This window comes from Virgibacillus sp. L01 (genome assembly GCF_052246775.1).
In the GTDB taxonomy this organism is placed as follows: domain Bacteria; phylum Bacillota; class Bacilli; order Bacillales; family Amphibacillaceae; genus Lentibacillus.
The window spans coordinates 1-25452 of record NZ_JBQQCP010000007.1 but is presented as its reverse complement, the minus strand read 5'-3'; the positions used below and the strand labels follow the sequence as shown (position 1 = coordinate 25452).

The following is a 25452-nucleotide window of genomic DNA, read 5'->3' as shown; positions in this document are numbered from 1 at the left end:
TCTCTGTGGCAGTCTTTTTTATTTGTGCTTTATTCCAAAATAATGGAAGATATCTGTCACCTGTAAGTAAAGTCGGAGGAGGAGAAAATTTGGTGATCATAGCATTAATTTTATTAGCTTTGTGACAAGTACATATGGAACGATAATAGGAGCATGTGGTGGCTTTTTATTTGTACCCGTATTATTAATGTTCTATGATATATCTCCAAAGGATGCAGCTGCCACAGGTTTGGCAGTGGTATTTCTTAATTCTATAGCAGGATTACCTGTATTTTTGAAACAACAGCGGGTGCTACTCCGGGCAGGAGTGTTACTAGCAGTCGGTGTTTTACCGGGGACATTTATTGGTGCAGGCTTGGTAAAATATAATCCGGACGCCGTTTTCTATAGTTTATTCGCTGTTTTACTAATCGGTCTCGGCATATTTTTAAGTGTAAAGAAGCCCTCTCAAAAGAAAAAGCCAACATCCACTAGAGAAGAAATTCAGTTGCAGCAAAAAAGACATTTCAACCAAACTCCTCCAAGTCTATGGAAGCTTTTTGGAATCGGTGGGCTTCTAGGTGTTGTCTCTTCTTTCTTCGGAATTGGCGGAGGATGGCTACTCGTTCCTATCTTAATTTACGGGTTTGGCTATTCTATAAAAATGGCCACAGCTACTTCCATCTTTTCACTTGCTCTATATTCATTGTTTGGCCTGCTCCCTCCCATTACAGATGGTTTGGTGCAATGGCCCATTGTCATCTGGAGCGGTATAGGTGTGCTTATAGGAGCACAAACAGGAGCAATTCTTTTTAGAAAACTTAGCTTATCGCCAAGCCTTTATGGCGAAAGCCTTAGTTGCACTTATGCAGTAAGAATGCTTTCTTAACTGCCAAAAAAGATGAAAGGTGCATCCATTAACCGATTACTTTCTGCATTAGTCATTGTTATGGGGGTTAGCATGATTTTTCAGATTTAAGAATTAAATAGCATTTGAAAAATATACAGTAACCTATCGCCAATTTGACCACAGAACTTTCATTCCCTTAGGTGAGTCAATGAACGGACATAGGTTTTTTGTATAGATAGCCTGATACGGTTACTTTCATAATGTTCAGGAGGTAAGTTTTGGTGCCTGTTATCAGATTGTTCGATTTATATTAGGATACTTAACTTGATATTTCACTTATCTTTTTCTCGCTGTAATACACTTTTACTCTAGCTAGCAAAAATAACTACCCTCTATCCTGTTAAGCATATGAGGGACTATTTATTTTGGTCTGACAGAACCGCAACAATCAATGACCCAAAAGTGATCATGAGTACAAGCGTTTCGAATACTGTCACCTGGCACCACCCCCTTCCACTTATAAGTCAGGGTAGTGAATCGCCATTTATGAAATCTTTATTGTGTATTTTTGTTGGATGCTTGATCATTAATTTTATCTTTTTTTACTCGATAGACTCCCTCTACAATTATATTTATTTCGGGTAATCCATTTGCGATTTAAAATACCCTTCCCTCTACCTTGCCATTTATAAATAGTCGTTCATTCTGTATCAAGGTCCGTTAAGAATTATTAGCCTCCCATAATGTTTTTGATATTTACTATTTGGTTTTATTATATATAAAGATATGGGCGGACCAGCCTGTCTTATTACATTTATTTTAGAAAACTTGGCTTTTTTATTTATCTGCTAAAAAGACTAAACAAGAACCTTTATTCTTCAAAGTAAATACATTGGCTTAATGGTGGGGATCCTAGCACAATCCAAATTTTGATAAACAACTCTAAACGTGGTTGAGAAACGTTGTTAAATATTTTGCTTATATTTGGTGGCTGCATGTCCAGTTGATCAGCCACATCTTTAATATAGATATTTTTATTTTTAGCTATTTCTTTAAATCTGTTCTTTACTTTTGGCTGTGCATTGTTTTTTATGAATGGATTAACTTTATTAAAATGTTTTATTTGTTCTACTTTATCCACGATACAACCTACAACAAACTCCTCTGTTGTATAGTTGTCATTTCTGTTTTTGTCCCTGTGGCGATTTATTAAATTTTCAAGTTCTGTTATCTCACTTATTTGTTTATATGTTTCATCATTTAATTCAATAGTAATTTTTTTCACGTATAAATCACCTCACTTTTGGACAATGTATAGACAATGCATAGTTGAAAGGATGATAGTAAATGTTTAAAAATAATGATAAAGAAGATGTTATAGAAATAATCCATGAAACATTTGATAAAGGTAGAAATGGATAATAAAAATTTAAAGAATTGTGGAGTTAAGCGAATTTACCTTCTGTTAAAAAAGTTAAGCTGAGGTATAGTTCCTTAACTCCTTTCTGTTTTCATGTAAAACGCTATATAAGAATATATTCTATTTCTTCTCGAAAATTCCTTTGCGATTGACGTACTGAAGAGATCCTAATTAATATTACTGCGTATTAATCAGCCGAACTGCATCCTTTCTTCAGGCATTCTTTGCGAAATCAAATTTAATTTTATAATCTTCATCAAGTGTTAAAGCTGTACTAAATGTTTTCTTCCCCTTAAACCCCTTTAGAACTTTCGTCCGCTTCACCTCACATAACGTTTTAATCATATTCTTCGTTAACGTTTTTCCGGCTAACTTTTTCGGAAAGGTTACTTTGCACCCATCTTTGTAAGCGGAGCACCCATAAAATTTATATCGGTCCATAATAGATCCTGTAGGACAGGAAGGGCATTTGGCGATTGGATCACTCCACTTATTTTTCTCTCCGGTGCTTCGAACGTTCACCTTTTGAATCGAGTCGGGGGTTTCTTGAATTAATGTTTCAATAAACTGACTTGTCTGTTTGATAAACACTTGTTTCGATCCTTCACCGCTGCCAATTTTCTTTAGATATGATTCCCATTTCGCGGTCATAGAAGGGCTTGATAACAACGTTCCTTCAATTGCTTCACAAAGCATAATTCCTTTATCTGTGATAGACACGTTGTTTCTTTTCACTTCAATATATTTCTGTGCCTTAATCGTTTCAATAATACTTGAACGAGTGGCTTCTGTTCCCAAACCTTCAACTTCCTTTAAAATTTCCACATCTTCCTCATCATCCATGAGCTTTCCGCAGGTTTTCATCATATTGATCAGCTGACCTTCTGTGTACGGCTTCGGCGGCTGCGTCATACTTTCCTTAATATGAAGTTGTGCGCCTACCTGCTCACCATTTTGTACATACGGAAGATTTGCTTCCTTCTCCTGTTTTGCTTTAGACGACTTCGGAAATAGCTCTTTCCAGCCGCTTTTAACTTCTCTTTTGCCTGTAGATTTAAAGGGTAAGTCATGGACATTTGTAAAAATCGTAGTCTCTTCATACACGTAGTCCGCATGGAACATCGCGAGGGTCGTAGCAAGAACTTCATGATAAATATTACTTTCTTCATAGCTTAGTCCAGTCAGCTTCTTTTGAGAGGGGACTGATTTTGTCGGAATGACCGCATAGTGTTCCTGAACCTTGCTACTGTTTACATACCGTTTATTGGGTTTCAGGGACGCAGGTTTGAACGAGATGTTCAACACTTCCTGATACAAATTCAAGTTATCCACTAAATAAGCAAATTCATGTTCGGTTATAAAGTTACAGTCTGTTCGTGGATAGGTGACAAGGCGCTTTTCATAGAGTTTTTGCAACGTCTTGAGGACTTGCGACGGTGTATATTTCCAACGTCTGTTGGCAACGCTTTGCAGGGTGGAAAGTGAATGCAGTTTAGGTGACTTTTGATGTTTTGTCTTTTTGTCTGTAGATTGAACAATTCCTATTAAATCCTCTTCTTCTTTGAGCCCATATTCATCCAGAAGTGCCTGCACCTTTGTCTTATCCGTTTCCTTAATCTCAGCCAAGCCTTGATATGTACCTGCTTCCGATTGAAAAGACCCCTCAATCTGGTAAAAGGGTTCGGATTGAAAGTTTTCAATTTGCCTGTGCCTTTGATAGATTAAATAAACTGTAGGAGACTGCACGCGTCCAATCGATAAATAGCTTGGGAAACCTTTTTTCTGCAAAAGCAAAGTAAACAAGCGACTAGCATTGATCCCAACCATCCAATCACTGATTTGACGGGCTTTCGCTTCATCAAACAACCGCAAATCCTTTTCGTTATTTTGTAAATTATTAAATCCTTTACGTACTTCATCTCTCTCGAGAGAATTAATCCACAAACGTCGAATTGGCTTTCCTTTTACACCTGTTAACCGGAGGATACTGTAAAAAATATTCGACCCTTCGCGATCGACATCTGCCGCATTTACTAGTACATCCGCCTGCCGGAACAACCTCTTGACAGCTTGAAACTGCTCCCATTTTCCTTTAGAGACTTTCTCGTAGAACCTCTCAGGAACAATCGGTAATTGATCAAGCTTCCACCTCTTCCACTCAGGTTTATAATCATGGGGTTCTTTTAATTCAACTAAATGGCCGACTCCCCACGTGATCGTCGCACCATCTGGAAATGTATTATCTGGCTTTAATTGAATGTAAGTTTTCGTTTTTTCTAAAATCGTAAAGGCCTCTGCATATGCTTTTGCCTGAGAGGGTTTTTCCGCCAAGATGACCACTTTCGTCATGGTCTCTCCTCTCCCTTCAATGAACTTAATAGTACTATGAGATGTGATTGGTTTTTAACCATCGAAAATGCCCCTTCACGAACATATGTTTTCATTTATTATACCCCGTTCAAATACTTAAATCAATGGTTAACGCAAAGGTTTTTTATTTTTAAGAATAATTTCTTGGGACTTGTTTCAGATACTTGAAGTGCCACATAAACGCTTTGTTCATGTGACACTCCGCATCTATCTTACTTTCATCCCACACTTAAAAGCGATGGCGTGAAAACCTGTAAGGTGGGGACAAGCAGACCCTGTTATCGGTTACCTGATTCCTTTTAGTACTAATTTTGTGACTGCTTCTACAGAGTTGAGTGTTGATCGCAGACATATTAATGTAGTGGTGTTTACCTATATATAGGATTCAAAACCTAGCCTTAATTTTTTCTGTTGAATAGTATGGTTATACTGTTCAGTAATCAATGTTTAATATATCAACTTTTTTCAGAATAATGTCTGTTGCTTAAGATGAAATTCTTCAATCACCTTACTTGTAATATGGTTCACCGTATTGATATCTAAATAAGGTTAATGAGGTTATTGTTTTACATGATCAACTATAAATACAAAAAGACTTAAAGTTCCTATAAAAGTGTATATCCTTAGTTTTATCGATTAAGTTCTAGAGAGATTCTTTATTTAGCTTATTTTTCATTACATAGGATATTGATGCTTAAACTAATAATAATAAGTTCCAATTCTAATAAGTGGTAAATATAATATATGGTAACGTATAAACCATTTAGAATGAGGTGGAAAAGTGTATTTTTTTAAACCTATTTCTGATGAGATTCGTTTATCTCAAATAATATTCAGTAAACATAATAAAACGATGAAGCTCATTATAGTATCTAATTTTGCCGGTATCGCTGCTATTCTCCAATCTGCAGGAGGCTTTTTACCAGGTATCGGATATTTTTTAAGTGCGCTTGCCACTGCACCCATTCTGTTAGGTTCTATGTTTTCCATTTCAATCGGAGTAAAGTCCTATTTTCTGACAATTATATTGTTATTTATAATACAACCAACTGAATTAATTGTATTTCCTTTTACAACAGGATTGTTAGGACTTGGCATAGGGACATCTTTTTACATTTTTAGAAAGAGACTAAGTATTATTGTTACTAGCACAATCCTTTTAATGTCAGGAATTTTGAGCTTACTATTTATTTTTCAATTTCCAGTTTTAGGTCCATCCGTCTCAGATTCTTTTTCATTTCTTACAGCTGGAAGTATTTTTTTATTTGCTTTCCTTTATAGCTGGTTATGGGTTGAAATTGCTTTAATCATTTTTAAAAGATTAAAAATGATTATTATTTAGTGATTATAAAAATCTCTCCAGTCTAAGAAACTACCTATTTGAGTGGTTCATGGAACTATTTCAAAAACAGTGCCTTGATTAAAATCGGTCACTTTCATAGAGCCATAAACCCCTAAATATAATCTGGTTTGATTCATATTTGTTCCCAAACTAACATAATAGGCTGATTGAGACCCAAATTCATAATCGGTTTGAATCACACTAAAATCATTTTGTTTACCATCTGGTCTCACGCTGGTAAATGCTAAAGCCCCTCTAACCTGAGATTGAGATTCTTTCCGGGCAAAATCGGTAAACACAACGGTTCCTGTTAAACCAGGGATTCTGTTCCCCATATATGGCTGGACGCCAGTAAGTGCAGTTCCTGCAAACTTATCTGGTCTGGTATCTTGATGAAAATAACTCGTTAAAGGCTGAAGACGACTCCCTGAAAGTGCTACTGCTTCATTGTAATAAGCAATAGTTTTCTCATCCAAATTCGGATTATTAGTGCAGTCGCTCATAATCGGAGTAGGAAAAGCACCTTCCCAACCTCTCCAGCCAAAGTTAATAAAACCTTCATCAGGTTCAGAATTCATTAAGGAAGCTTGAATAAGCTGAGTAACCGGAATGGGTTTATAATGGCCGAATGAAAAAATCGATTCGACCAAATGCTGTCCGACATTCCCCGCATATTTCATATACTGATTATAAAACCTTTGAAATGAAATGCCTGGTATATTGCGAACCCCTTTGGCCATTACCGTAAGCGTTTCCTGAATAGTTATGGGAATTTCATTAAACCTTGTGACAATGGGTGGATTATTGATGTAAGTATTCTTACTTACATCGATTTCAATTATTTTACCAGCGATTTCTAAATCGTCCTGGCTTAAGTTAAATGGATCATATCCTGATCCACCATCTCCGGTTGTTAAAACAAGTTTTCCTGTTTCAGGTGAAAAATTTAAGCTATTGACACCATTATGATTAAAAAATGGTCTTCTTAAGTTAAGTAATGTCCGTCGTTTTTGAGGTTGATCATTCGATTGTAAAATCCATTCTTCAACGGTATCAATATGATCATATTGAGTTTCTCTATTTATCCACTTTAGGTTTAAGGTACTGGGATCACATGGGTTAGGCTTAAAATGTTCAGGAAGAGCTCCATGACCTTGTCTTGCAGATTCTGAATTAGGCAGTGCACCTGGGCCTTGTGTTCCAGCGGCTGAATAATGAAGATAAAACAAACCATTATAATAAAACTGGGGATGAAACGCTAGTCCTAGCAACCCCCGTTCATCATATCCCCCCTCAGAAATACCCAGTTTTAGGATTCGGGGACGAATATCTAAAAAAGTTCTAACTACTCCGTTTTCTATATAAAAGATTTCGCCTACCTGGGTTGCAATAAATAAACTTTCAAATGATTCCCCTGGAAGTATAGTTGTTTTTAAAACAGTGGGTAAATTTAATTTACTTACAATGGGTCGTAATCTCACTTTAACTTTTTTCAACTAACTTAACCCCCTTCATATTGATTTCTTTTATAAGAATATGATTTGAATTGTTCTATAAGTACCAATTTATGACGGGGAACCTAACCAGGCAATGGTACCATTTTCCGCAAAAAGGTTACTCAAATGAAGGAGGGGGTTTCGTATTCTCATATTTATAGAAAGGGAATTACTCTCGACTTAGTGAATGACACAGTGGCAGATATAGGCATAGGGATATACAATAATAATTGGCAAGCCCCAATAGCTGGCAGACTTGTAGGCAATACATCATAGACCTAAATGGCAATCCTAACTTGGAAGTCAATGTAACCGGACATTCCATAGGTGGGTTTTAGCTCAAGCGGTAACGCATGGCACATCTAGAATAAATTGTATTAACATTACTGGAGCCTTCTCTAAAATTGCAAAATAACAGAAGCCTTAGCATCTATCCAAATCAAAACCGTACAAAATAGAAAGGCGAGGATTTTAGTCATTGCAGGTTTAAACCAAGAATTAACACCACAACTGTGTATCAGAAGTTTGATTAGGGAAAGATTCACCGTGTTCAAATTTATCTATTCAGTAATATATTTCATGAACTTTTAATCCCTGTTCCCGGCATCACTTGGCCACACTCATATCGCTTGCCTTCCAAGCATCAAACCGCTTTTTCCGTTCTATACCTTCTGAATTATTTCCAGGAAGATTATCGTATGGATGACCTATCATTCATACGTGAGGATTATTTGACACTTACTTATAAAAAAAGGAAGGAGCTTCTCATAAGTTGAGCAGACTTTTGGGAAGCTTCTTCTTTCATTTCTTATGTAACATAAGGGTACACATTTTAGATTATTTGGTCATCTGAATGGCCCGAGCGGTCTATTATTTGTTCTAACTAACAGTGGTTGTACGTCCTTGAATAGGTCACCAACGTAATGTGGATTGTTATTACTGTCAATAGATAAGAAACAGCTTGTTGATAATATTGACAAGTTAAAACAGGAACTTCTTACCTTCCTTAACTTCGATGAACTAACATCTGTGGTCTAGCACTGTCTAATTAATCGGATCGACATTCAGGAAGATAGTACTCTAAGAATTTACTATCGTTTCTCAGCTCCAAAAACTTTATAGAAACAGGAAACCCTTATTGGGTTCCTGCTTTTTCCTTTAAAACTATCTGCGACACACACTCCACATGTATCGTCTGTGGAAACATGTCCACCGGCTGTATACCTTCAACCTCATAGCCGTTCTTCACCAAGTACTTCAAATCCCTTGCCTGCGTCACCGGATTACAGGACACATATACTACCCGCTTCGGCTGCAGCTTCACCACGCTGGATAAGAACGCTTCGTCACTCCCACTTCGCGGTGGATCCATAATCACCACATCGGCTTTCTCACCGCGTGCTGCCATCTGCACCATGAACTCCCCGGCATCACCCTGATAGAATCGGGCATTTTTTACGCCGTTCCGCTTTGAGTTGTGGATAGCATCACGAACCGCATCATTATTTAACTCCACACCAATGACCTTTCCGGCTTTCTTACTGGCAATCAGACCAATAGTGCCGATACCGCAATACGCATCCACCACAGTTTCCTTTCCAGTCAACTCTGCCATTTCAATTGCCTTTGCATACAACTTTTCCGTCTGGACCGGATTAATCTGATAGAAGGATTTCGCCGAGATATCGAACTTTAGTCCGCAGAGGGTATCTGTTATGGTGCCCTTGCCAAACAGTACTTTCTCTTGCTTGCCCAGAACCATGCTGGTGTCCCGATTATTGACGTTCAGCAGGATAGTCGTAATTTCTGGATGGGCTTTTCTTAGTGCTTTCACAAAATTATTACTGCCCTTGAACATAGGTGAAGCAGCTACCAGCACTACCATGATCTCACCACTTTTCTTCCCAACCCTCACCAACACGTGTCGCAAAAATCCCTTCCCAGTGTCTTCGTTGTAAGGCTGCATTTTAAAGGATTTCATCATACCCTTGATGGTTTGAATAATCTCATCCGCTTTTTGATCATGGATGATGGACCTTTCCATTGGTATTATCTGATGAGTATTTTCAGCGTATAGCCCACATATAATTTGCCTTTTTTTATTCAAACCGAATGTCATAACATTTTTGTTACGGTAGTAAAATGGAAGCTCCATGGTTATGATTGGCTCTGGTTTTCCGAAAGGCTTCATAAGTTCATCTATGATTTTCTGTTTGAAACGCTTTTGAGCATGCTCATTCATGTGCTGAATCTGGCACCCCACGCCCTCGTAAAAAGATGAGCGCGATAAATTGGCACGGTCTTCTGAAGGTTTAATCACCCGCTTCAGCTCTGTATCGAAAAAGCGCCCTTTCTTAGAAATGTTCACCTCAGCCGTCTCACCAGGCATTAGATGCGCTACTTCCAGTTGTTTCCCTTCCCACTGGACAATGCCTTTTCCATCATTGGTCAGACCTGAGCAGGTTACCTCTGCGGTTACGGTTTTCTGGCTATGCTTACGAGAATCGTTTGCCGTTTGCTTTCCTTTTGATTTGCCGCCTTCCGTTCGACTCCCACGTGCCACGTACTGTTTTTCAGATTTATTGTGGTTTTTTCCCTTTTTTCTAGAATCGCTATTCTTTTTTTTAGTCATAGGCACTTCCCATCTTTCCTTCTTCTTTGACACCTCATTATATAATAAACAAAGCCAGCAAGTAAAACGAACTATCGTAAAAATCGCCTTGGTCACTTTCGACACAAAAATTTTACAGATATCTAACAAGAGAGATTAAAAAAGAGGCTTCTCAAAAGTTAGATTTAACTTAAGAAAAGCCTCTTATTATATTTACAATGTTAAGTCATACTTTCACTTACATAAAAACCCTTTTATATCAAGGGAATGGAAGTATAGTTCAACTCCCAGGTCATTTTCTGGATTACATCATGCCCGGCATTCCGCCGCCCATGCCGCCCATGTCTGGCATGCCGCCACCGGCACCGCCATCTTCTTCTGGGTGGTCTGCTACTACTGCTTCAGTAGTTAGGAACATTGCTGCAACTGATGCTGCGTTTTGCAGTGCTGAACGAGTAACTTTTGTAGGATCAACAATTCCTGCTTCAACCATGTTTACCCATTCGCCATTAGCAGCGTTATAGCCAATGCCTACTTTTTCACCTTTTAGGCGCTCTACAATGATAGAACCTTCTAGACCTGCATTATGTGCAATCTGACGAACTGGTTCTTCCAATGCACGAAGTACAATACTTGCACCAGTAGCTTCGTCATCACCTTTAAGTGATAGTCCGCCTACCTTGCTAAGTACATTAACAAAGGCAGTTCCACCACCTGCAACAATACCTTCTTCAACTGCTGCACGTGTTGAGTTTAATGCATCTTCAATGCGAAGTTTACGTTCTTTTAATTCAGTTTCTGTTGCAGCACCAACTTTAATGACTGCAACTCCGCCTGCTAGCTTAGCAAGACGTTCTTGTAGTTTTTCTTTATCAAATTCGGAAGTAGTTTCTTCTGCCTGTGCACGGATTTGTGCTACACGGGAAGAGATTGCTTCAGGGCTTCCTGCACCCTCAACCATTGTTGTATGATCTTTGGTAACGACAATTTTTGATGCGCGACCTAGTTGCTCCATTGTTGTGCTTTTCAGGTCAAGTCCAAGATCTTCAGTAATTACCTCAGCGCCAGTTAGTGTCGCGATATCTTCCAGCATTGCTTTACGACGATCCCCGAAGCCTGGTGCTTTAACTGCTACAGCATTAAATGTTCCGCGAAGCTTGTTCACAACTAATGTTGCAAGTGCTTCCCCTTCAACATCCTCAGCAATCATTAGAAGTGGCTTGCCTTGCTGTACTACTTGTTCTAGTACTGGTAATACTTCTTGAATGTTGCCGATTTTTTTATCTGTAATTAAAATGTATGGGTCTTCAAGTACTGCTTCCATTTTATCCTGGTCTGTAACCATATAAGGAGAAGCATACCCACGATCGAATTGCATACCTTCAACTACTTCTAATTCAGTATTGAAGCCTTTTGATTCCTCAATCGTAATTACACCATCATTTCCGACGCGTTCCATTGCCTCTGAAATCAGACCGCCAACTTCTTCATCACCTGAAGATACTGCTGCAACCTGTGCAATTGACTCTTTGCTTTCAATCGGCTCTGAAATTGTTTTCAATTCGCCTACAGCTGCTTCTACAGCTTTTTCAATCCCACGACGAACACCTACAGGATTAGCTCCGGATGTAACGTTTTTCAACCCTTCGCGAATCATAGATTGTGCTAATACAGTTGCAGTAGTTGTACCGTCACCAGCGACATCATTTGTTTTCGATGCTACTTCTGATACAAGCTGTGCACCCATGTTTTCAAAATGATCTTCAAGTTCAATTTCTTTGGCAATTGTAACACCATCATTTGTAATTAATGGTGATCCGTATTTTTTATCTAAAACAACATTACGACCTTTTGGCCCCAATGTTACTTTTACAGCATTTGCTAATGTATCCACGCCATTGAGCATTGCGCGGCGAGCGTCTTCACTAAATTTGATTTCTTTAGCCATAGAAAATATCCTCCTTTAATTCGTATGATATATCTTTCTGACATTTTAATTTAGCTTATAACAGCTAATATGTCATTTTCGCGTAGAATTAAGTATTCTGTGCCTGAGTATTTCACTTCTGTTCCAGCAAACTTTGAGAAAACAATACGATCTCCTTCACTTACCTCAAGAGCAACTCTTTCTCCATTGTCTGTTACACGGCCAGAACCAACCGCCACAACATTACCTTCTTGTGGTTTTTCTTTTGCAGAGTCTGGAAGGACAATACCGCTTGCTGTCTTTTCCTCTTGCTCAACAAGCTCGATTACTACACGATCTCCTAGTGGTTTAATCATGTACACAACCTCCTTAATTCCTTTTCGTATTTTTATAATTTGTTAGCACTCGAATATAGCGAGTGCTAATTCCAATTATTATAATAAATAAATCAGCTAAAAAATGCAAGTATTCTCTTTTAAATTTTTTCAACTTTATCATTGTATGTCCATCTAAACCATTCTATTATAACGTGTACTGATATTATGATAAAATATTTATAGAGTTTTTCTTTTAAGCAGTTAAGAAATTTTAATTATTCTCTTACTGCAGAATTGGAACTAAGGCTTGCACTCCTGAGCATAAGGGGTTCTAAGAAGTAAAGCATACCTCATAAGAACCCCCTTTAAGATAAGCCAACTTTTTTTAATAGAGATATTTACCAAAGCATACACTATATTAATTATGAATGCTAAAGGGGTCGTTATATTTTGACGAAACGTTATTGGTATGTGATTTTAACATATTTAATTATGCAATTTTCAGGATTACTGTTTGTACCAATCCTGCTTTTAACCTTACCAATAGGTCGGCAGGATGCAGTTATCTATTGGACAATATTCAGCTTTATTATTGCTCTTTTAATTGTTTTAAAATTAATGAAGCCAGATATGAAAATGTCGCAGTCCAGAAACAAAGCATCAATCGGAAGGGTTGTTCTGTGGTCATTTGCTGGTATTTTTATGGCCTATTTTGCCCAAGCCATCGCAGTAACAATTGAAACAAATGTATTTAATATCGAACAAGGTTCTCAAAATACAGAGATGATTATGGATATTACGCGGTCAGCACCGATATTTATGATTATTCCAGCAATCATTGCCCCTATATTGGAAGAACTTATTTTTCGAAAAATAATCTTCGGAGTATTATATAGTCGAACAAACTTTTTTATTGCGGCCTTACTTTCCGCGCTTATTTTCGGAATCATCCATGGTGAACCACAGCACCTTCTGATATATGCGTCGATGGGATTTGTTTTTGCTTTTCTATATGTAAAAACGGAACGAATTATTGTTCCTATTATTGTTCACATGGCATTAAACTCTATTTCTGTAATCGTACAATTTTCATTGGACCCTGAAGATATTGAAAAAATGCAGAAGCAACTTGAGCAAATGCAGATGATTTTAATTGGAGGCTAATACAGATATGAAAATCTCACCAAAAGCTATGTTTGTTATTTATTTCCTGCTGGGGATACTTTTTACATATATGGCAGTACAAAGTACAGGGGAGTCCGGATGGAGCTTTATAACGATTCTTCTCGCATTGTTTGCGACACTTGATTTCGGTGTCGGTATTCGAATGCTGGTCATCCATTTTAAGTTAAAGAAAAAAGATTAGAAAACTGAGCATTCGCCGGGCCCTTAGGTGAATAACCTTAGTTGTACTTATGCAGTGAAAAAGTACTTTTGTATGAAAGCACCTCTCTAGCTTGATTTTAGCGGAGAAAACAATTACATTTCGTGTTTCTGTTTTTATCAACTGAATTAACATTGAAAATAGCAATTTTATCCGACAAACAATCGAAGTGAATCCTTGTTCCGCTATTTAGCAGAAAAGCTGCTCTCGAAAGGGTGAGACGGATCCTCGTTCCGCTAAAAGCAGAAAATTAGACAAATTTGAGGTAGAAATGACAAATAGCGGAACGAGGATCCGAACCCAGGCTTAAAACGAGGATTTTCAAGGAAATAACGGAATGAGGATCCGCCTAACAGTCGAAGCGGGTCCTCATTCCGTTAAAAATGGGTTCGGGGCGAAAGGTTAAACTGAACCCCTTATGCTATGCGTTACTTCTTTTTAAGTTATTCAGTTCTTCGGTTCCCTTCATGACAAAAGAAACTGGAACCATTAAGAGAATGAATACACCGGCAATTATGAAGGCCTCGTTTAATGCTTGCAATGTAGCCTGTTGTGTTTCCATATCCTGCGTAAACAGTTGTGCACGCCGTACCTCATAATAAATTGAGAAAAAGACGATTCCGAACGATGAAAATATTTGTCGGATTACATTATTCATTGCTGATCCTTGTGCAACCTGATGGTCAGGTATCGTGTTCATTCCAGCTGTAGTTGCCGGCATATTACACATACCAAGTCCTGCACCACGGGCAGCGTTCAGGATCAGAATAAACCAAAATGATGTAGACAACGTATTAAATCCTAGAGCAAGTGTGAATCCTCCAAGAATAACAAGACCAATTGGAATCACGTACTTTGGGCCTTTTTTATCCAATATTCTTCCACCCAAAGTCATAAACACACCACTTAATAAGGCAGCAGGTAAAAATAATAAACCTGTCTGAATTTCTCCTAACTCATAAACTTCCTGAATTAATAGCGGCAACAGGAATATTCCTGAAAACAATCCAATTGATGCAGTAGCCGTTACAGCAATTGAAACGGTATATGTTGGTATTTTAAAAATTGATAAATCAAGCAGAGGTTGATCTTGTTTGTTCTCATACTTCACAAAAATAACGATTAGGATAAGTCCTGTGATAATTAATCCAATGCTTAATGGTGAGAGCAATAACTCCAAGGTCGATCCCCGCCCCAGTGCGTACAGTATTGAGCCGACCCCACTTGTGATTAACAGGAATCCAGGAAGGTCAAATTTAAGATCCTGATTCTTTTCGGTTGGTGCTAGGTACTTAGTCGAAAATATTACTCCTAAAACAGCAAATGGCAGATTAAACAGAAAAAGAAACTGCCATGCAAAAAACTCGATAACGACTCCGCCAACGGTTGGTCCAATTGCAGGTGCTACCATTGCTGCAACACCATAAATTCCAACTGCGAGACCTCGTTCATTTTTGGGAAATGCGTTAAAGATAAGTGCCATCGCTATTGGCATCATTAGGCCACCAGCAGTACCCTGAATTGCTCTTGAAATAATCATCATACCTAAATCAGACGAAAGCGCCCCTGTTATCGAGCCAATCATAAATATGATTAATCCTATTATGTAAATACGCTTTTTCCCGAAACGGTCACCCAAGTAACCTGTAAGTGGCATTGTCATTCCCATCGACACCATGAAAATCGTCAACAGCCAACTGACCGCTACAGCATCAACTTCAAAAAGTCGCATAAAGGTTGGCAACGTTGGATTTAGCATACTGTTATTTAAAATTACAGTAAACGTTCCAAACAATACTGACATTACTACAAGCCATTTAGAATCTATTCTTCGCATGCAAATTGCCTCCAGTAACAGAAGTTAATGTACCTGAATTTTAATTCTAATCCAATGGATAATGCTTTAAGAAGTAGATTAACGATTGTAATTCCACTGCTAAATCAATATGATGAACACGAATTTTTTCAGGAACCGTAATTCTTGCAGGAGTAAAATTAAGTATCCCGGAAACGCCATAATCAACAAGCCTGTTTGTAATGGTTTGTGCTTCATTCGCCGGTACAGTTAAAATTGCCACACTTACCCCTTTCATGTTCTCCTCCAGGTCTTCAATGTGGTATATCGGTACTCCCCCAATATCTGTTCCAATCTTTTCTGCATTGGTATCAAATGCCTTTACTATTTTTGTATTGTTATTCTTCATAAAATTATAGTGTAAAAAAGCAGTCCCGAGATTTCCCACACCAATAAGTGCGACTTCAGTAACCTCGTCCTGATCTAATGTCTTTCGGAAAAATCCAAGCAAATATTCGACATTATAGCCATACCCTTTTTTACCCAATGCACCAAAATAGGAAAAATCTCTTCTGATTGTAGCAGAGTCTACCTTTACTGCCTCACTCAGTTCTTTTGATGATACGCGTTTTTTCCCTTGGTGATTTAAGTTATTCAAAAACCTGTAATATAATGGCAGCCGCTTAGCCGTCGCCTGTGGAATTTGATTTTGCTCCATCATTACTCCCCCTGATCTTCACGATAGTAATCTCCTGATTTACCGCCTTTTTTCGACAATACATACGTTTGGCCAATTACCATCCCTTTATCAATTGCTTTACACATATCATATATCGTAAGTGCCGTAGCAGAAGCAGATGTTAATGCTTCCATTTCAACACCTGTACTTCCTTTGGTCTTGACGAATGCCTGTATCTGCAGGACATATGTATCATTATCAGTCTCCCAATCAAACGAAATATCAATTCCTTTTAATTGTAGGGGATGGCACATCGGTATCCAGTCAGATGTTTTTTTGGCAGCCATTATTCCGGCAACTTGGGCAACCGACAGCACGTCTCCCTTGTTTATCTTGTTAGTGGTTATCTTTTGATAAATTTCCTTGGTTACTTGAACACTCGAAATAGCAGTTGCTGTCCGTTCGGTTTCACTTTTTTCACTAATATCAACCATTTTCGCTCTGCCTTGTTCATTAAAGTGAGTAAAATCTGCCATCTTCTCAACTCCAAGCTAAGTCTTATTAAGACCCATTCTATCAGAAAAAATCATATACGTCGTGATTTATTTCACAATATGATTGCTCAGGTAATTCATTATACGATACACTTGTATAGGATGAGGTGAACGAAATGATTATTATGCAAATGAATGGTTTGTCCAAATCGTTTGGAGCAGACGAAATTCTATCAAATATAAAGATTGAAATTAAAGATAAAGATCGTATAGCAATTGTTGGCAGAAATGGTGCAGGCAAGTCAACATTATTAAAAATAATGGCTGGTGAACTTTCTCATGATGAAGGTGAACTATTTAAACCAAAAGACCTAACTACAGGCTATCTGTCGCAGCATACTGGACTTGAATCTGACAAGACCATCTGGAATGAAATGGTAGAAGTCTTTGAACACTTGCTTGTTAAGGAGCAAGAACTTCGCGGTCTGGAAAAAGAAATGGAACGAGCTGCAACGCTTTCTGATGCAAACTATGAACAGCTTCTGCTTGATTATGACAAAAAACAACAGGCGTTTGATGATGAAGGCGGATACCGGTATGAGGCAGATATCAAGGCAGTACTAACCGGCTTAAATTTTCATGATTTCGATTATCAAACACCAATAAATGAGCTTAGCGGGGGTCAGAAAACGCGCCTTGCTCTAGGAAAGTTATTGTTAAAAAAGCCAGCACTTTTAATTTTGGATGAACCAACAAACCATCTCGACATTGAAACACTGGCGTGGCTGGAAAACTATTTAGCCAACTATCCCGGTGCAGTAACCATCGTTTCGCACGATAGGTACTTTCTCGATAAAACTGTATCAATAGTTTATGAAGTTTCCCGTCACAAAACGAAGAAATACCATGGCAGCTACAGTAAATTTTTAGAACAAAAGGCGTTGGATTATGAGCAGGAACTAAAGGAATTCGAAAAGCAGCAAACTGAGATAAAAAAAACAGAAGAATTTATTCAAAAAAATATTGTACGTGCATCCACAACAAAACGAGCCCAAAGCAGACGTAAGCAACTGGCAAAAATAGAAAAGCTCGACAAACCAAAGGGAGACGAATCATCCGCATCCTTCTCATTTCAAATTAACCGAAGAAGTGGTAATGATGTATTAAAGATAGATAATTTATCCTTTCAATATGAGGAAAATCCTGTTTTTTCCAATGTAAAAATACATGTTAACAGAGGCGAACGAATTGCCCTGGTGGGTCCTAATGGAGTTGGGAAAACAACATTATTAAAAACAATCCTTGGAAATCTGCAGCCTGCAAGTGGATCGATTCATGTTGGTACAAATGTACAGATTGGCTATTATGATCAAGAACAGCAAACTTTATCATCATCTAAGACTGTTCTGGACGAGTTGTGGGATGATTATCCAGCTGTAGATGAAAAGGATATTCGTACTGTACTAGGTAACTTTTTATTTTCTGGTGATGATGTTTTGCAGTCTGTCTATTCACTAAGCGGGGGTGAAAAAGCGCGATTATCGCTAGCAAAACTGATGATGCAACAAGCAAACTTCCTTGTACTCGACGAGCCTACCAACCATTTGGATATTGATAGTAAAGAAGTGCTTGAAGCAGCATTGATGGAATTTCCAGGGACAATCATCTTTGTATCACACGACCGTTATTTCATCAATAAAATTACCGATCAGGTTGTTGAAATGCAACAAGATGGAGCTACTGTTTATTTAGGTGATTATGACTATTATATTGAGAAGAAACAGGAAGAAGCTGAAATTGAGAAGCTGCAGCAGACAACAGAAGTTGTGCATACACAGGATCAGCGGAAAAACAAATTTAAAGAGGAAAAAATGATTCGCAGTGAAGAGCGTAAACGACAGCGCCGTATTGATGAATTAGAGTCATTAATTGAAAACCTTGAGACTGAATTGGCCACGATTGAACAACAAATGACCGAACCGGAAGTATTTCAGGATCATGAAAAATCGTTAGAGCTGACGAAACAAACCAGTAAACTCAAACAGGAAATCGAGCAATTTATGGAAGAATGGACAGCATTACAAGAGGAAACCACATGACAGATCTTAACGGGTTTACTTGTTAGGCTTGTTAGGCTTGTTAGGTGCAAAAAGCTAAAGTACACACTATTATTCGAAGGGTTACAAACTGATTTCACAGCTTAAATCACATTAAAGGGCTTAGAGAAGTAAATTCTCTAAGCCTTATTTTTTAGCAGATAAAATTGTACATGGCTGCCTCGTCCGCAGTTGCCACTACTATGAAAAATCAGATCTGCTAGTTTCGGCTTTTCTACCACTTTATTATTCACTACCCCAAATCTATGATAGAACATAACGGAATGAGGATCCGGTCTACTGTTTTGGCGGATCCTCATTCCGTTATTTCCTTAAAAACCCTTGTTTTAAGCTTGGGTTCGGATCCTCATTCCGCTATTTGCCATTTCTGCCTCAAATTTGGCTGATTTTCTGCTAATAACGGAACGAGGATCCGTCTCACCCCTCCGAGAGCACCTTTTCTACTATTTAACGGAATGAGGATCCACTTCGACTGTTTAGCGAATCATTATTTCGAGTAGCAATACTTTTTTAGTAACGGCGGGCTTGCCTTTTATTTAAAAAGATAATCCTGTTGGACAGAATACTCCACAGCCACCCGATAGACAAGCCCAAGTCCTATCATTGTTGCCAATACCGAGCTCCCGCCATAACTAATTAGTAATAACGGAATTCCAGTTATCGGCATAATCCCTATTGTCATGCCGATATTCTGAAATGCGTGAATCAATAATATGCTCATAAATCCTAAGCACAAGTAGGCACCAAATGGTGTATGCTGAGAACTGCTTAAACCAAGTGTCACAAGCTTGTATAATAAAAGAAAGTAGAGAAAGACAACTATTGCAGTGCCAAGGAATCCAAAGCTTTCTCCAATTACTGAAAATATAAAATCTGTATGATTATCAGGCGTTCCCACTTGCAAACTGCTTAATCCTTTACCGAATAACTGCCCCGATCCGAGCGCACGTATTGACCGGTCAAATTGAAAGGTGTCATTAGTTGTTTCCTGTGAAGGATCGAGCCAACTGGTAACACGTTTTACCTGATATTCTTCAAGTCCTATTAACTCCTGCGACACTTCAGGGAATTTAACGGTTAACCCCACTACACCGCCAATAATAATAGTAAATGCTAAAATTAAGCCGATAATTATCTTCCAGTCGATACCTGACAACAGAACCATCATACAAGCTATGAATATATAAACCATTGATGTACCAAAATCCGGCTGATACATGATTAAAATTACTGGAATTGCTGTTATTAAAACAATTTTTAAAAACAGTAAACTATCACTTTTTAAAGAACTTATATTATACTTCTGTTTGTGCCTGCTAATAGCAGCTGCCAGCAACATTACTGTTGTAATCTTCGTGAATTCAGCTGGCTGCATCGACATTCCAGGCAAGGTAAACCAGCTTTTTTGACCTTTGATAATTGGTGCTATACTTTCCGGACTCATTAACAATCCAATTAAAACAAGAACACCAACGATATAAATAAAAATACTAGCTTTATATAGTTGATCTAAATCAAAAAATTGAATAACCCCTGCCATTAAGATACCAGCAGTAAACCATGTAATTTGCTTCAGAACAAAGGTTTCCCCATCATACTGTGGTAATTGTTGTGCATTATAAATGGATATTAAACTCACACATATGAATAAAGTAAGTAATATAATAAAATCACTTTGTATATAGTAGGATTGTTTATTCGACATTGAATCTCCACCAAATTTCTTTCTTTAGATATTGATCAAACGTTTGATTAGTTAGTTAGAAGTTATTAAGATAATCCACAAACATATACACAGATAAATAGTGAATACACCCGTTTTCGAACAAAGTTATGCACAAAATCCACAGTTATCCACTGATTCATCCACAATTTATATCCACATAAAGAACATAATGAAATCCTGCTTTCGCAAAAAATATCCACAATCCTGTGGGTAAAGCTCAAGAAGTCGCACATGTTCTTGTTAGCAGATAAGAAAGTATAGATACTTTCTTACTTCATAAGTGCAACTAAGGCTTGGCGATAAGCCAAGTTTTCTAAAAATTATCAAGCTATACCAAAAGCAATAATTATTTATTTTAACACAAGTGATGGGTTTGCATTTAAATCCCAACCAGACCGATTTCCTTGTTCAAACGCAATATAGCCTGCTGCTGCAATCATCGCAGCGTTATCTGTACATAACTTTAATGGTGGAATTAATAAAGGTATATCCGTATTACTGAACTTTTCATTCAAGGATTTACGCAATCCATTATTGGCTGCAACACCTCCCGCAACAATAACTTGTTTTACTTTATAGGCATTAGCTGCTTTTAACGTTTTCGTCGACAACACGTCGACAACACTCGCCTGAAAGCTTGCAGCAATATCCTCTTTTTTCAATTCATCACCGCGCTGCCTCGCGTTGTGGATAGTGTTAATTACGGATGATTTTAATCCACTAAAACTAAAATCAAAGCTGTCTGCTTCAAGCCAAGCACGTGGAAAATCGATATTTTCTTCTCCAGCTGCAGCTAACTTATCAACATAAGGACCACCCGGATATGGCAATTCAAGCATTCGTGCAACCTTATCATATGCTTCTCCTGCCGCGTCATCACGTGTTTCTCCAATCAGTTCATACTTCCCATGACCTTTCATTAAAACAAGCTCAGTATGCCCACCAGAAACGATTAGAGCTAATAGTGGAAACTGAAACTCCTGTTCATAACGATTAGCGTAAATATGTCCTGCAATATGATGGACTCCTACTAAAGGCTTTTGTTTTGCAAATGCAAGCGCCTTTGCTGCATTAACACCAATAAGCAAGGCACCAACTAAGCCTGGGCCTTCTGTCACAGCAATGGCGTCAATTTGATCCCATGTAATGTTTGCTTCATTAAAAGCCTCTTCTAAAACAATTGTAATTTGTTCTACATGATGACGTGAAGCTATTTCTGGTACAACTCCTCCAAATCGTTTATGGCTTTCAATCTGTGAAGCAACAACATTAGAAATGATCTCTCTACCATCTTTGACGATCGCAACAGCAGTTTCGTCACAACTCGTTTCAATTCCAACAATATAATTTTCTTTTCTCATGATAAATTCACCCACATCACAATAGCATCTTCCTGATTATCCGTATAATAATTTTTGCGGACTCCACCAGGGACTAGTCCAAACTTCCGATACATTCGCTGCGCCACTTTATTAGACATTCGGACCTCCAATGATAGCCTCTTTGTTCCCAGTCGTATCGCCTGTTCAATTGTATATAAAAACAATTTTTCTCCTAACTTGTTTCCTCGATATTCAGGGGTTACAGCAATATTTGTAATCTGTGCATCATCAATAACAAGCCACATCCCTGCATAACCAACAACATAATTGTCTACTTCCATGACATAGTAGTGTGCATGCTGATTATCACTTATTTCCTGCAGAAATATATCCATTGGCCATGGTGAATCAAATGTGGCCCTTTCAACCTCCATAACATGATCAATGTCAGCTAACTTCATTTCCCGAATAACTAACTCAGCCATTTTTTTGCTTTTCCTTTTGTGCACTAAGCCATTTGGCTTCAGCTTCTGCCAAGCGTAAATAATTCGGTGTCAATGTATGGGTTACATCTGGCTCTTGATTTGAACCAGCTAACGCCAAATGAACTGGATCAGCCATATGATTGTCGCCGTTTGGGATAACAGCTCGATCTCCCATATATTTCTGAATCGTTTCTTGATGAAGTTCTAGATCCGGACTTAAAAATACCACTTCTTTTTTTGTCGATGCTAACTCCTGCAGCCAATTCTCCATGAGCATATTTTTTTCCTCATTCACTAATTTAAGCTCACTATTACTCCAGCGATATAATCCAGTAAAAACTAAACCTCGCCTAGCGTCGAAAAATGGACATACGTATGAATTAAAAAATCTGCCTTGATATGCAAGAACTTTGAGACTCGAGACCCCGACAATCGGAATATCCAATGCCCACGCCATGGATTTGGCTGTCGCAAGACCAATCCGCACACCGGTATATGACCCAGGGCCTTTTGCAACTACAATTTTATCTAGCTGGTCTGGTGTCATATCCACATCACGCATTAATTGATCTATTGCGGGCATTAACCTTACTGAATGATTCCTTTTTATATTTGTGACGACCTTACCTATTAGCTTATTATCTTTAAGTAAGGCTATACCCAATACTTGATTTGATGTATCCATTGCAAGTATATTCATTCAACTGACTCCTTATAGTTAACCGAATAACTCGGCTGTAATCCATTCGAAATGTGTGCCCATAGCAGTGAATTCCAGTAAACGGGAACGATCATCAAGGTAAGAAAACTTTATATTTAAACGCTCTTCTGGTAAATACTCCTCAATAAAGTATGCCCACTCTACTATCGAAATTCCGTTTCCGTTAAAGTATTCGTCAAAACCAATATCTTCATCGGAGTTCTCCAATCGATAAACATCCATATGATAAAGAGGAAGTTCTCCCTCATACTCTTTCACAATTGTATATGTAGGACTGTTTACGATACGTTTAATACCAAGTCCGTTAGCGATCCCTTTTGTAAAAGTTGTCTTCCCAGTTCCAAGATCCCCCTCCAATGTAATCACATCACCTGGCCTCAATAATAAAGCTAAACTTTCAGCTATTTTCCCTGTCTCTTCAACAGAATTTACCTTTATTTGATGTTCGCTCATTCTTTTCACCTACTCCAAGTGGGTATAACCCTTTTTTTCCAAAAGTATCTTTTTATTGTTTTGATTGACTCCAAACACTTTATGTTCATTACTTTTACTTAAATCAACATAGCCAACTTCTTTAAGTGGTGTATTAGTTTTTTCAGCAATAGTCTTTAAGTATCCCCATTCGGCTTTTGAAATGGTACCTACAAGTTCAAAATCTTCTCCCCCAAACAACATCCACTCACGCTGAAGTTCTGGAGGGAATTGGTTATAAGAAGTACTTGTTGGCAGTTTTGGTTCATATATGGTTATACTTACTTCCGATGCCTCAGATATTTCATTCGCTTCATTAGCAATGCCATCACTAATATCATTCAATGCAACCCTTGATAAACTTTCCAGTTCTTTAGCAAATGCTACTCTTGGTTCAGGCATACGGTGTTTAGAATAATAGTATTCCTTTTCCTTAAAACTACCCGGGTTATTAAGTATGTGAAACCCCGCCTGAGAATCACCCAAAGTACCAGTAACGAACACAATATCATCTGGCTTTGCAGAACTGCGATATCTAGCCTTCCCTCTATTAACAAAGCCAATTACAGTTACAGAAATCGACATCTCTTTCCCCGAAACTGTGTCACCACCTATTAGGTCCATTTTGTGTAAGAATGCCAGGTGGCTCATCCCTTTGTACAGTTGGGTCAGCTCTTCATCAGACCAGTTCTTCGGGATTACAACAGATACAAGATAAAATGCTGGTGTCGCACCCATTGCCGCTAAGTCACTAATGTTTGCAGCAAGTGATCGATACCCAATATGGAATGAATCCATTGTTGCTCTTGAGAAATGTACTTCCTCAACAAAGGTATCTACAGCTGTTACAGTATCTTGGGATGTATTACGAAAAACTGCTGCATCATCTCCAACACCTTTTATAACTGAAGATTGCTTATAAGTCTGCTGTTTAATCGAATTTATAAATGAAAACTCATCCATAGCTTACCACCACTTCTCATTGTTAACTATGTTAATGATAGCAAAAAGAGATAAAAAGAAAAAGCAATCGTTGTTTTACCTATTATTGGGGCTGTTTGATCTTGTCAGCCAAATTTAAAAAGCCGTTTCCAGGTTGCAGGGAAACGGCGGTTATATTAGCTATTTTTATTAGAGTTTCTATGTAGAAATAAAAAAACATGCTTCCATTGGAAATCATGATTTTAAAGTAATGGCGGTCCGGACGGGACTCGAACCCGCGACCTCCTGCGTGACAGGCAGGCATTCTAACCAACTGAACTACCGGACCAAGATATGTTTGTGAATTTACCTAATGATGATAACTTATTCAACGTAGACAGTTGAAGTAATTTCGTTGCATTAAAACACGTTAGACTTTCAATAAAAACTGATGGCATCCATCATAGTAAATTATTATGGTTGCGGGGGCAAGATTTGAACTTGCGACCTTTGGGTTATGAGCCCAACGAGCTACCAGACTGCTCCACCCCGCGATATGAGATAATATTAACCTTTTCTTATCTTCCAGAATAAATCTGAAAGGCCTGGCGGTGTCCTACTCTTGCAGGGGCAAAGCCCCAACTACCATCGGCGCTGGAGAGCTTAACTGCTGTGTTCGGCATGGGAACAGGTGTGTCCTCTCCGCTAATACTACCAGACCTAAAGAGTTTCATTCTTTGTTATTTATAAGACGTGAATAAATAATCAGAAAGTCTTTATCTTAATTTGCGAGACAAGATATATTATACGCATTTTCAAGTAAAAATGCAAGGGTTTTTTGTAAACTTATACCCTAAAAACTAAATAAGAGCTCTACATCAACATTCCATCAGTATTAATTAGTTAAGTCCTCGATCTATTAGTATCCGTCAGCTCCACGTGTCACCACGCTTCCACCTCGGACCTATCAACCTCATCGTCTCTGAGGGATCTTACTCACTCGAAGTGATGGGAAGTCTCATCTT

The 25452-nt window shown here is 38.1% G+C and carries 22 protein-coding genes, 2 tRNA genes and 2 rRNA genes; 5 read left to right on the top strand and 21 right to left on the bottom strand.

All coding sequences use genetic code 11. From position 1 onward, the window contains the following. Positions 1 to 121: 121 nt before the first annotated feature. Positions 122 to 868 carry a sulfite exporter TauE/SafE family protein gene (locus tag ACTWQM_RS13500; protein WP_443258686.1) on the top strand — a complete coding sequence of 249 codons (747 nt, stop codon included), beginning with the start codon at positions 122 to 124 and terminating at the stop codon, positions 866 to 868. Between the two features lie 377 nt (positions 869 to 1245). Here the strand turns inward: ACTWQM_RS13500 and ACTWQM_RS13495 are convergent, their stop codons facing one another. The 3 genes from ACTWQM_RS13495 to topB all read right to left on the bottom strand — a co-directional run bounded on the left by ACTWQM_RS13495 (position 1246) and on the right by topB (position 4598). After that, the gene (locus ACTWQM_RS13495; RefSeq protein ID WP_443258868.1) at positions 1246 to 1326 is read right to left on the bottom strand and encodes a putative holin-like toxin; all 81 of its coding nucleotides are present in this window, start codon (positions 1324 to 1326) and stop codon (positions 1246 to 1248) included. A 374-nt stretch (positions 1327 to 1700) separates the two neighbouring features. Beyond that, positions 1701 to 2114, bottom strand: coding sequence for a helix-turn-helix domain-containing protein (locus ACTWQM_RS13490; RefSeq protein ID WP_443258685.1), 414 nt, complete (start codon positions 2112 to 2114; stop codon positions 1701 to 1703). A gap of 348 nt (positions 2115 to 2462) precedes the next feature. Beyond that, on the bottom strand, positions 2463 to 4598 hold the full coding sequence (gene topB, locus ACTWQM_RS13485) for a DNA topoisomerase III (protein ID WP_443258684.1): 2136 nt from the start codon (positions 4596 to 4598) through the stop codon (positions 2463 to 2465). Between the two features lie 802 nt (positions 4599 to 5400). Between topB and ACTWQM_RS13480 the strand changes: the two genes are divergently transcribed. Beyond that, positions 5401 to 5961, top strand: coding sequence for a hypothetical protein (locus ACTWQM_RS13480; RefSeq protein ID WP_443258683.1), 561 nt, complete (start codon positions 5401 to 5403; stop codon positions 5959 to 5961). A 47-nt stretch (positions 5962 to 6008) separates the two neighbouring features. Here ACTWQM_RS13480 and ACTWQM_RS13475 read toward each other — a convergent pair whose 3' ends face one another. The 4 genes from ACTWQM_RS13475 to groES form a co-directional block, all read right to left on the bottom strand. Continuing rightward, positions 6009 to 7457 (bottom strand): PQQ-dependent sugar dehydrogenase, encoded by a 1449-nt coding sequence (locus ACTWQM_RS13475; protein ID WP_443258682.1) that lies wholly within the window; start codon positions 7455 to 7457, stop codon positions 6009 to 6011. A 1135-nt stretch (positions 7458 to 8592) separates the two neighbouring features. Further along, positions 8593 to 10089, bottom strand: coding sequence for a 23S rRNA (uracil(1939)-C(5))-methyltransferase RlmD (rlmD, locus tag ACTWQM_RS13470; protein WP_443258681.1), 1497 nt, complete (start codon positions 10087 to 10089; stop codon positions 8593 to 8595). Positions 10090 to 10372: 283 nt separating this feature from the next. Continuing rightward, positions 10373 to 12016: a chaperonin GroEL gene (groL, locus tag ACTWQM_RS13465; RefSeq protein WP_443258680.1), complete on the bottom strand. Its 1644-nt coding sequence runs from the start codon at positions 12014 to 12016 to the stop codon at positions 10373 to 10375. A gap of 50 nt (positions 12017 to 12066) precedes the next feature. Next, positions 12067 to 12351, bottom strand: coding sequence for a co-chaperone GroES (gene groES, locus ACTWQM_RS13460; protein WP_443258679.1), 285 nt, complete (start codon positions 12349 to 12351; stop codon positions 12067 to 12069). Positions 12352 to 12762: 411 nt separating this feature from the next. Here groES and ACTWQM_RS13455 point away from each other — a divergent pair, with 411 nt between their 5' ends. Next, on the top strand, positions 12763 to 13476 hold the full coding sequence (locus tag ACTWQM_RS13455) for a lysostaphin resistance A-like protein (protein WP_443258678.1): 714 nt from the start codon (positions 12763 to 12765) through the stop codon (positions 13474 to 13476). A 7-nt stretch (positions 13477 to 13483) separates the two neighbouring features. Then, positions 13484 to 13678, top strand: a complete 195-nt coding sequence (locus tag ACTWQM_RS13450; RefSeq protein ID WP_443258677.1) for a YdiK family protein — start codon at positions 13484 to 13486, stop codon at positions 13676 to 13678. Between the two features lie 439 nt (positions 13679 to 14117). Here ACTWQM_RS13450 and ACTWQM_RS13445 read toward each other — a convergent pair whose 3' ends face one another. The 3 genes from ACTWQM_RS13445 to moaC are packed head-to-tail and all read right to left on the bottom strand — an operon-like array spanning position 14118 to position 16706. Then, positions 14118 to 15533, bottom strand: coding sequence for an MDR family MFS transporter (locus tag ACTWQM_RS13445; RefSeq protein WP_443258676.1), 1416 nt, complete (start codon positions 15531 to 15533; stop codon positions 14118 to 14120). A gap of 46 nt (positions 15534 to 15579) precedes the next feature. Beyond that, the gene (locus ACTWQM_RS13440) at positions 15580 to 16209 is read right to left on the bottom strand and encodes a redox-sensing transcriptional repressor Rex (protein WP_443258675.1); all 630 of its coding nucleotides are present in this window, start codon (positions 16207 to 16209) and stop codon (positions 15580 to 15582) included. A 2-nt stretch (positions 16210 to 16211) separates the two neighbouring features. Then, entirely contained in the window at positions 16212 to 16706 is a 495-nt protein-coding gene (moaC, locus tag ACTWQM_RS13435; protein ID WP_443258674.1) for a cyclic pyranopterin monophosphate synthase MoaC, read from the bottom strand. A gap of 134 nt (positions 16707 to 16840) precedes the next feature. Here moaC and ACTWQM_RS13430 point away from each other — a divergent pair, with 134 nt between their 5' ends. Continuing rightward, positions 16841 to 18763 carry an ABC-F family ATP-binding cassette domain-containing protein gene (locus tag ACTWQM_RS13430; RefSeq protein WP_443258673.1) on the top strand — a complete coding sequence of 641 codons (1923 nt, stop codon included), beginning with the start codon at positions 16841 to 16843 and terminating at the stop codon, positions 18761 to 18763. A gap of 137 nt (positions 18764 to 18900) precedes the next feature. On the opposite strand, the gene ACTWQM_RS13425 is transcribed toward ACTWQM_RS13430, so the two are convergent. The 11 genes from ACTWQM_RS13425 to ACTWQM_RS13375 all read right to left on the bottom strand — a co-directional run. Beyond that, positions 18901 to 19080, bottom strand: coding sequence for a hypothetical protein (locus tag ACTWQM_RS13425; protein WP_443258672.1), 180 nt, complete (start codon positions 19078 to 19080; stop codon positions 18901 to 18903). A gap of 233 nt (positions 19081 to 19313) precedes the next feature. Then, entirely contained in the window at positions 19314 to 20486 is a 1173-nt protein-coding gene (locus tag ACTWQM_RS13420) for an FtsW/RodA/SpoVE family cell cycle protein (RefSeq protein WP_443258671.1), read from the bottom strand. Between the two features lie 371 nt (positions 20487 to 20857). Next, a complete protein-coding gene (tsaD, locus tag ACTWQM_RS13415) occupies positions 20858 to 21868 on the bottom strand; it encodes a tRNA (adenosine(37)-N6)-threonylcarbamoyltransferase complex transferase subunit TsaD (RefSeq protein WP_443258670.1) in 1011 nt (336 codons plus the stop codon). Then, on the bottom strand, positions 21865 to 22314 hold the full coding sequence (gene rimI, locus ACTWQM_RS13410; protein ID WP_443258669.1) for a ribosomal protein S18-alanine N-acetyltransferase: 450 nt from the start codon (positions 22312 to 22314) through the stop codon (positions 21865 to 21867). The genes tsaD and rimI overlap by 4 nt, the downstream gene beginning before the upstream one ends. Beyond that, positions 22307 to 23014, bottom strand: a complete 708-nt coding sequence (gene tsaB, locus ACTWQM_RS13405) for a tRNA (adenosine(37)-N6)-threonylcarbamoyltransferase complex dimerization subunit type 1 TsaB (RefSeq protein ID WP_443258668.1) — start codon at positions 23012 to 23014, stop codon at positions 22307 to 22309. The genes rimI and tsaB overlap by 8 nt, the downstream gene beginning before the upstream one ends. Before the next feature lie 18 nt (positions 23015 to 23032). Further along, a complete protein-coding gene (gene tsaE, locus ACTWQM_RS13400; RefSeq protein ID WP_443258667.1) occupies positions 23033 to 23488 on the bottom strand; it encodes a tRNA (adenosine(37)-N6)-threonylcarbamoyltransferase complex ATPase subunit type 1 TsaE in 456 nt (151 codons plus the stop codon). A 9-nt stretch (positions 23489 to 23497) separates the two neighbouring features. Then, complete coding sequence (gene thiL / locus ACTWQM_RS13395) at positions 23498 to 24469, bottom strand: thiamine-phosphate kinase (protein ID WP_443258666.1); 972 nt, start codon at positions 24467 to 24469, stop codon at positions 23498 to 23500. Positions 24470 to 24699: 230 nt separating this feature from the next. Further along, positions 24700 to 24776, bottom strand: a tRNA-Asp gene (locus ACTWQM_RS13390). A 128-nt stretch (positions 24777 to 24904) separates the two neighbouring features. Next, a tRNA-Met gene (locus tag ACTWQM_RS13385) sits at positions 24905 to 24981 on the bottom strand. A gap of 49 nt (positions 24982 to 25030) precedes the next feature. After that, a 5S ribosomal RNA gene (gene rrf, locus ACTWQM_RS13380) occupies positions 25031 to 25146 on the bottom strand. Positions 25147 to 25326: 180 nt separating this feature from the next. Next, positions 25327 to 25452 (bottom strand): 23S ribosomal RNA (locus ACTWQM_RS13375); the annotation flags it as partial.

What these genes read in the sequence shown, in the direction of transcription:
- topB (WP_443258684.1), bottom strand. Translation starts at nt 4,598, where the DNA reads ATGACGAAAGTGGTCATCTTGGCGGAAAAACCCTCTCAGGCAAAAGCA.
- rlmD (WP_443258681.1), bottom strand. Translation starts at nt 10,089, where the DNA reads ATGACTAAAAAAAAGAATAGCGATTCTAGAAAAAAGGGAAAAAACCAC.
- groL (WP_443258680.1), bottom strand. Translation starts at nt 12,016, where the DNA reads ATGGCTAAAGAAATCAAATTTAGTGAAGACGCTCGCCGCGCAATGCTC.
- groES (WP_443258679.1), bottom strand. Translation starts at nt 12,351, where the DNA reads ATGATTAAACCACTAGGAGATCGTGTAGTAATCGAGCTTGTTGAGCAA.
- ACTWQM_RS13450 (WP_443258677.1), top strand. Translation starts at nt 13,484, where the DNA reads ATGAAAATCTCACCAAAAGCTATGTTTGTTATTTATTTCCTGCTGGGG.
- ACTWQM_RS13445 (WP_443258676.1), bottom strand. Translation starts at nt 15,533, where the DNA reads ATGCGAAGAATAGATTCTAAATGGCTTGTAGTAATGTCAGTATTGTTT.
- ACTWQM_RS13440 (WP_443258675.1), bottom strand. Translation starts at nt 16,209, where the DNA reads ATGGAGCAAAATCAAATTCCACAGGCGACGGCTAAGCGGCTGCCATTA.
- moaC (WP_443258674.1), bottom strand. Translation starts at nt 16,706, where the DNA reads ATGGCAGATTTTACTCACTTTAATGAACAAGGCAGAGCGAAAATGGTT.
- ACTWQM_RS13430 (WP_443258673.1), top strand. Translation starts at nt 16,841, where the DNA reads ATGATTATTATGCAAATGAATGGTTTGTCCAAATCGTTTGGAGCAGAC.
- ACTWQM_RS13425 (WP_443258672.1), bottom strand. Translation starts at nt 19,080, where the DNA reads ATGAGGATCCGCCAAAACAGTAGACCGGATCCTCATTCCGTTATGTTC.
- ACTWQM_RS13420 (WP_443258671.1), bottom strand. Translation starts at nt 20,486, where the DNA reads ATGTCGAATAAACAATCCTACTATATACAAAGTGATTTTATTATATTA.
- tsaD (WP_443258670.1), bottom strand. Translation starts at nt 21,868, where the DNA reads ATGAGAAAAGAAAATTATATTGTTGGAATTGAAACGAGTTGTGACGAA.
- rimI (WP_443258669.1), bottom strand. Translation starts at nt 22,314, where the DNA reads ATGGCTGAGTTAGTTATTCGGGAAATGAAGTTAGCTGACATTGATCAT.
- tsaB (WP_443258668.1), bottom strand. Translation starts at nt 23,014, where the DNA reads ATGAATATACTTGCAATGGATACATCAAATCAAGTATTGGGTATAGCC.
- tsaE (WP_443258667.1), bottom strand. Translation starts at nt 23,488, where the DNA reads ATGAGCGAACATCAAATAAAGGTAAATTCTGTTGAAGAGACAGGGAAA.
- thiL (WP_443258666.1), bottom strand. Translation starts at nt 24,469, where the DNA reads ATGGATGAGTTTTCATTTATAAATTCGATTAAACAGCAGACTTATAAG.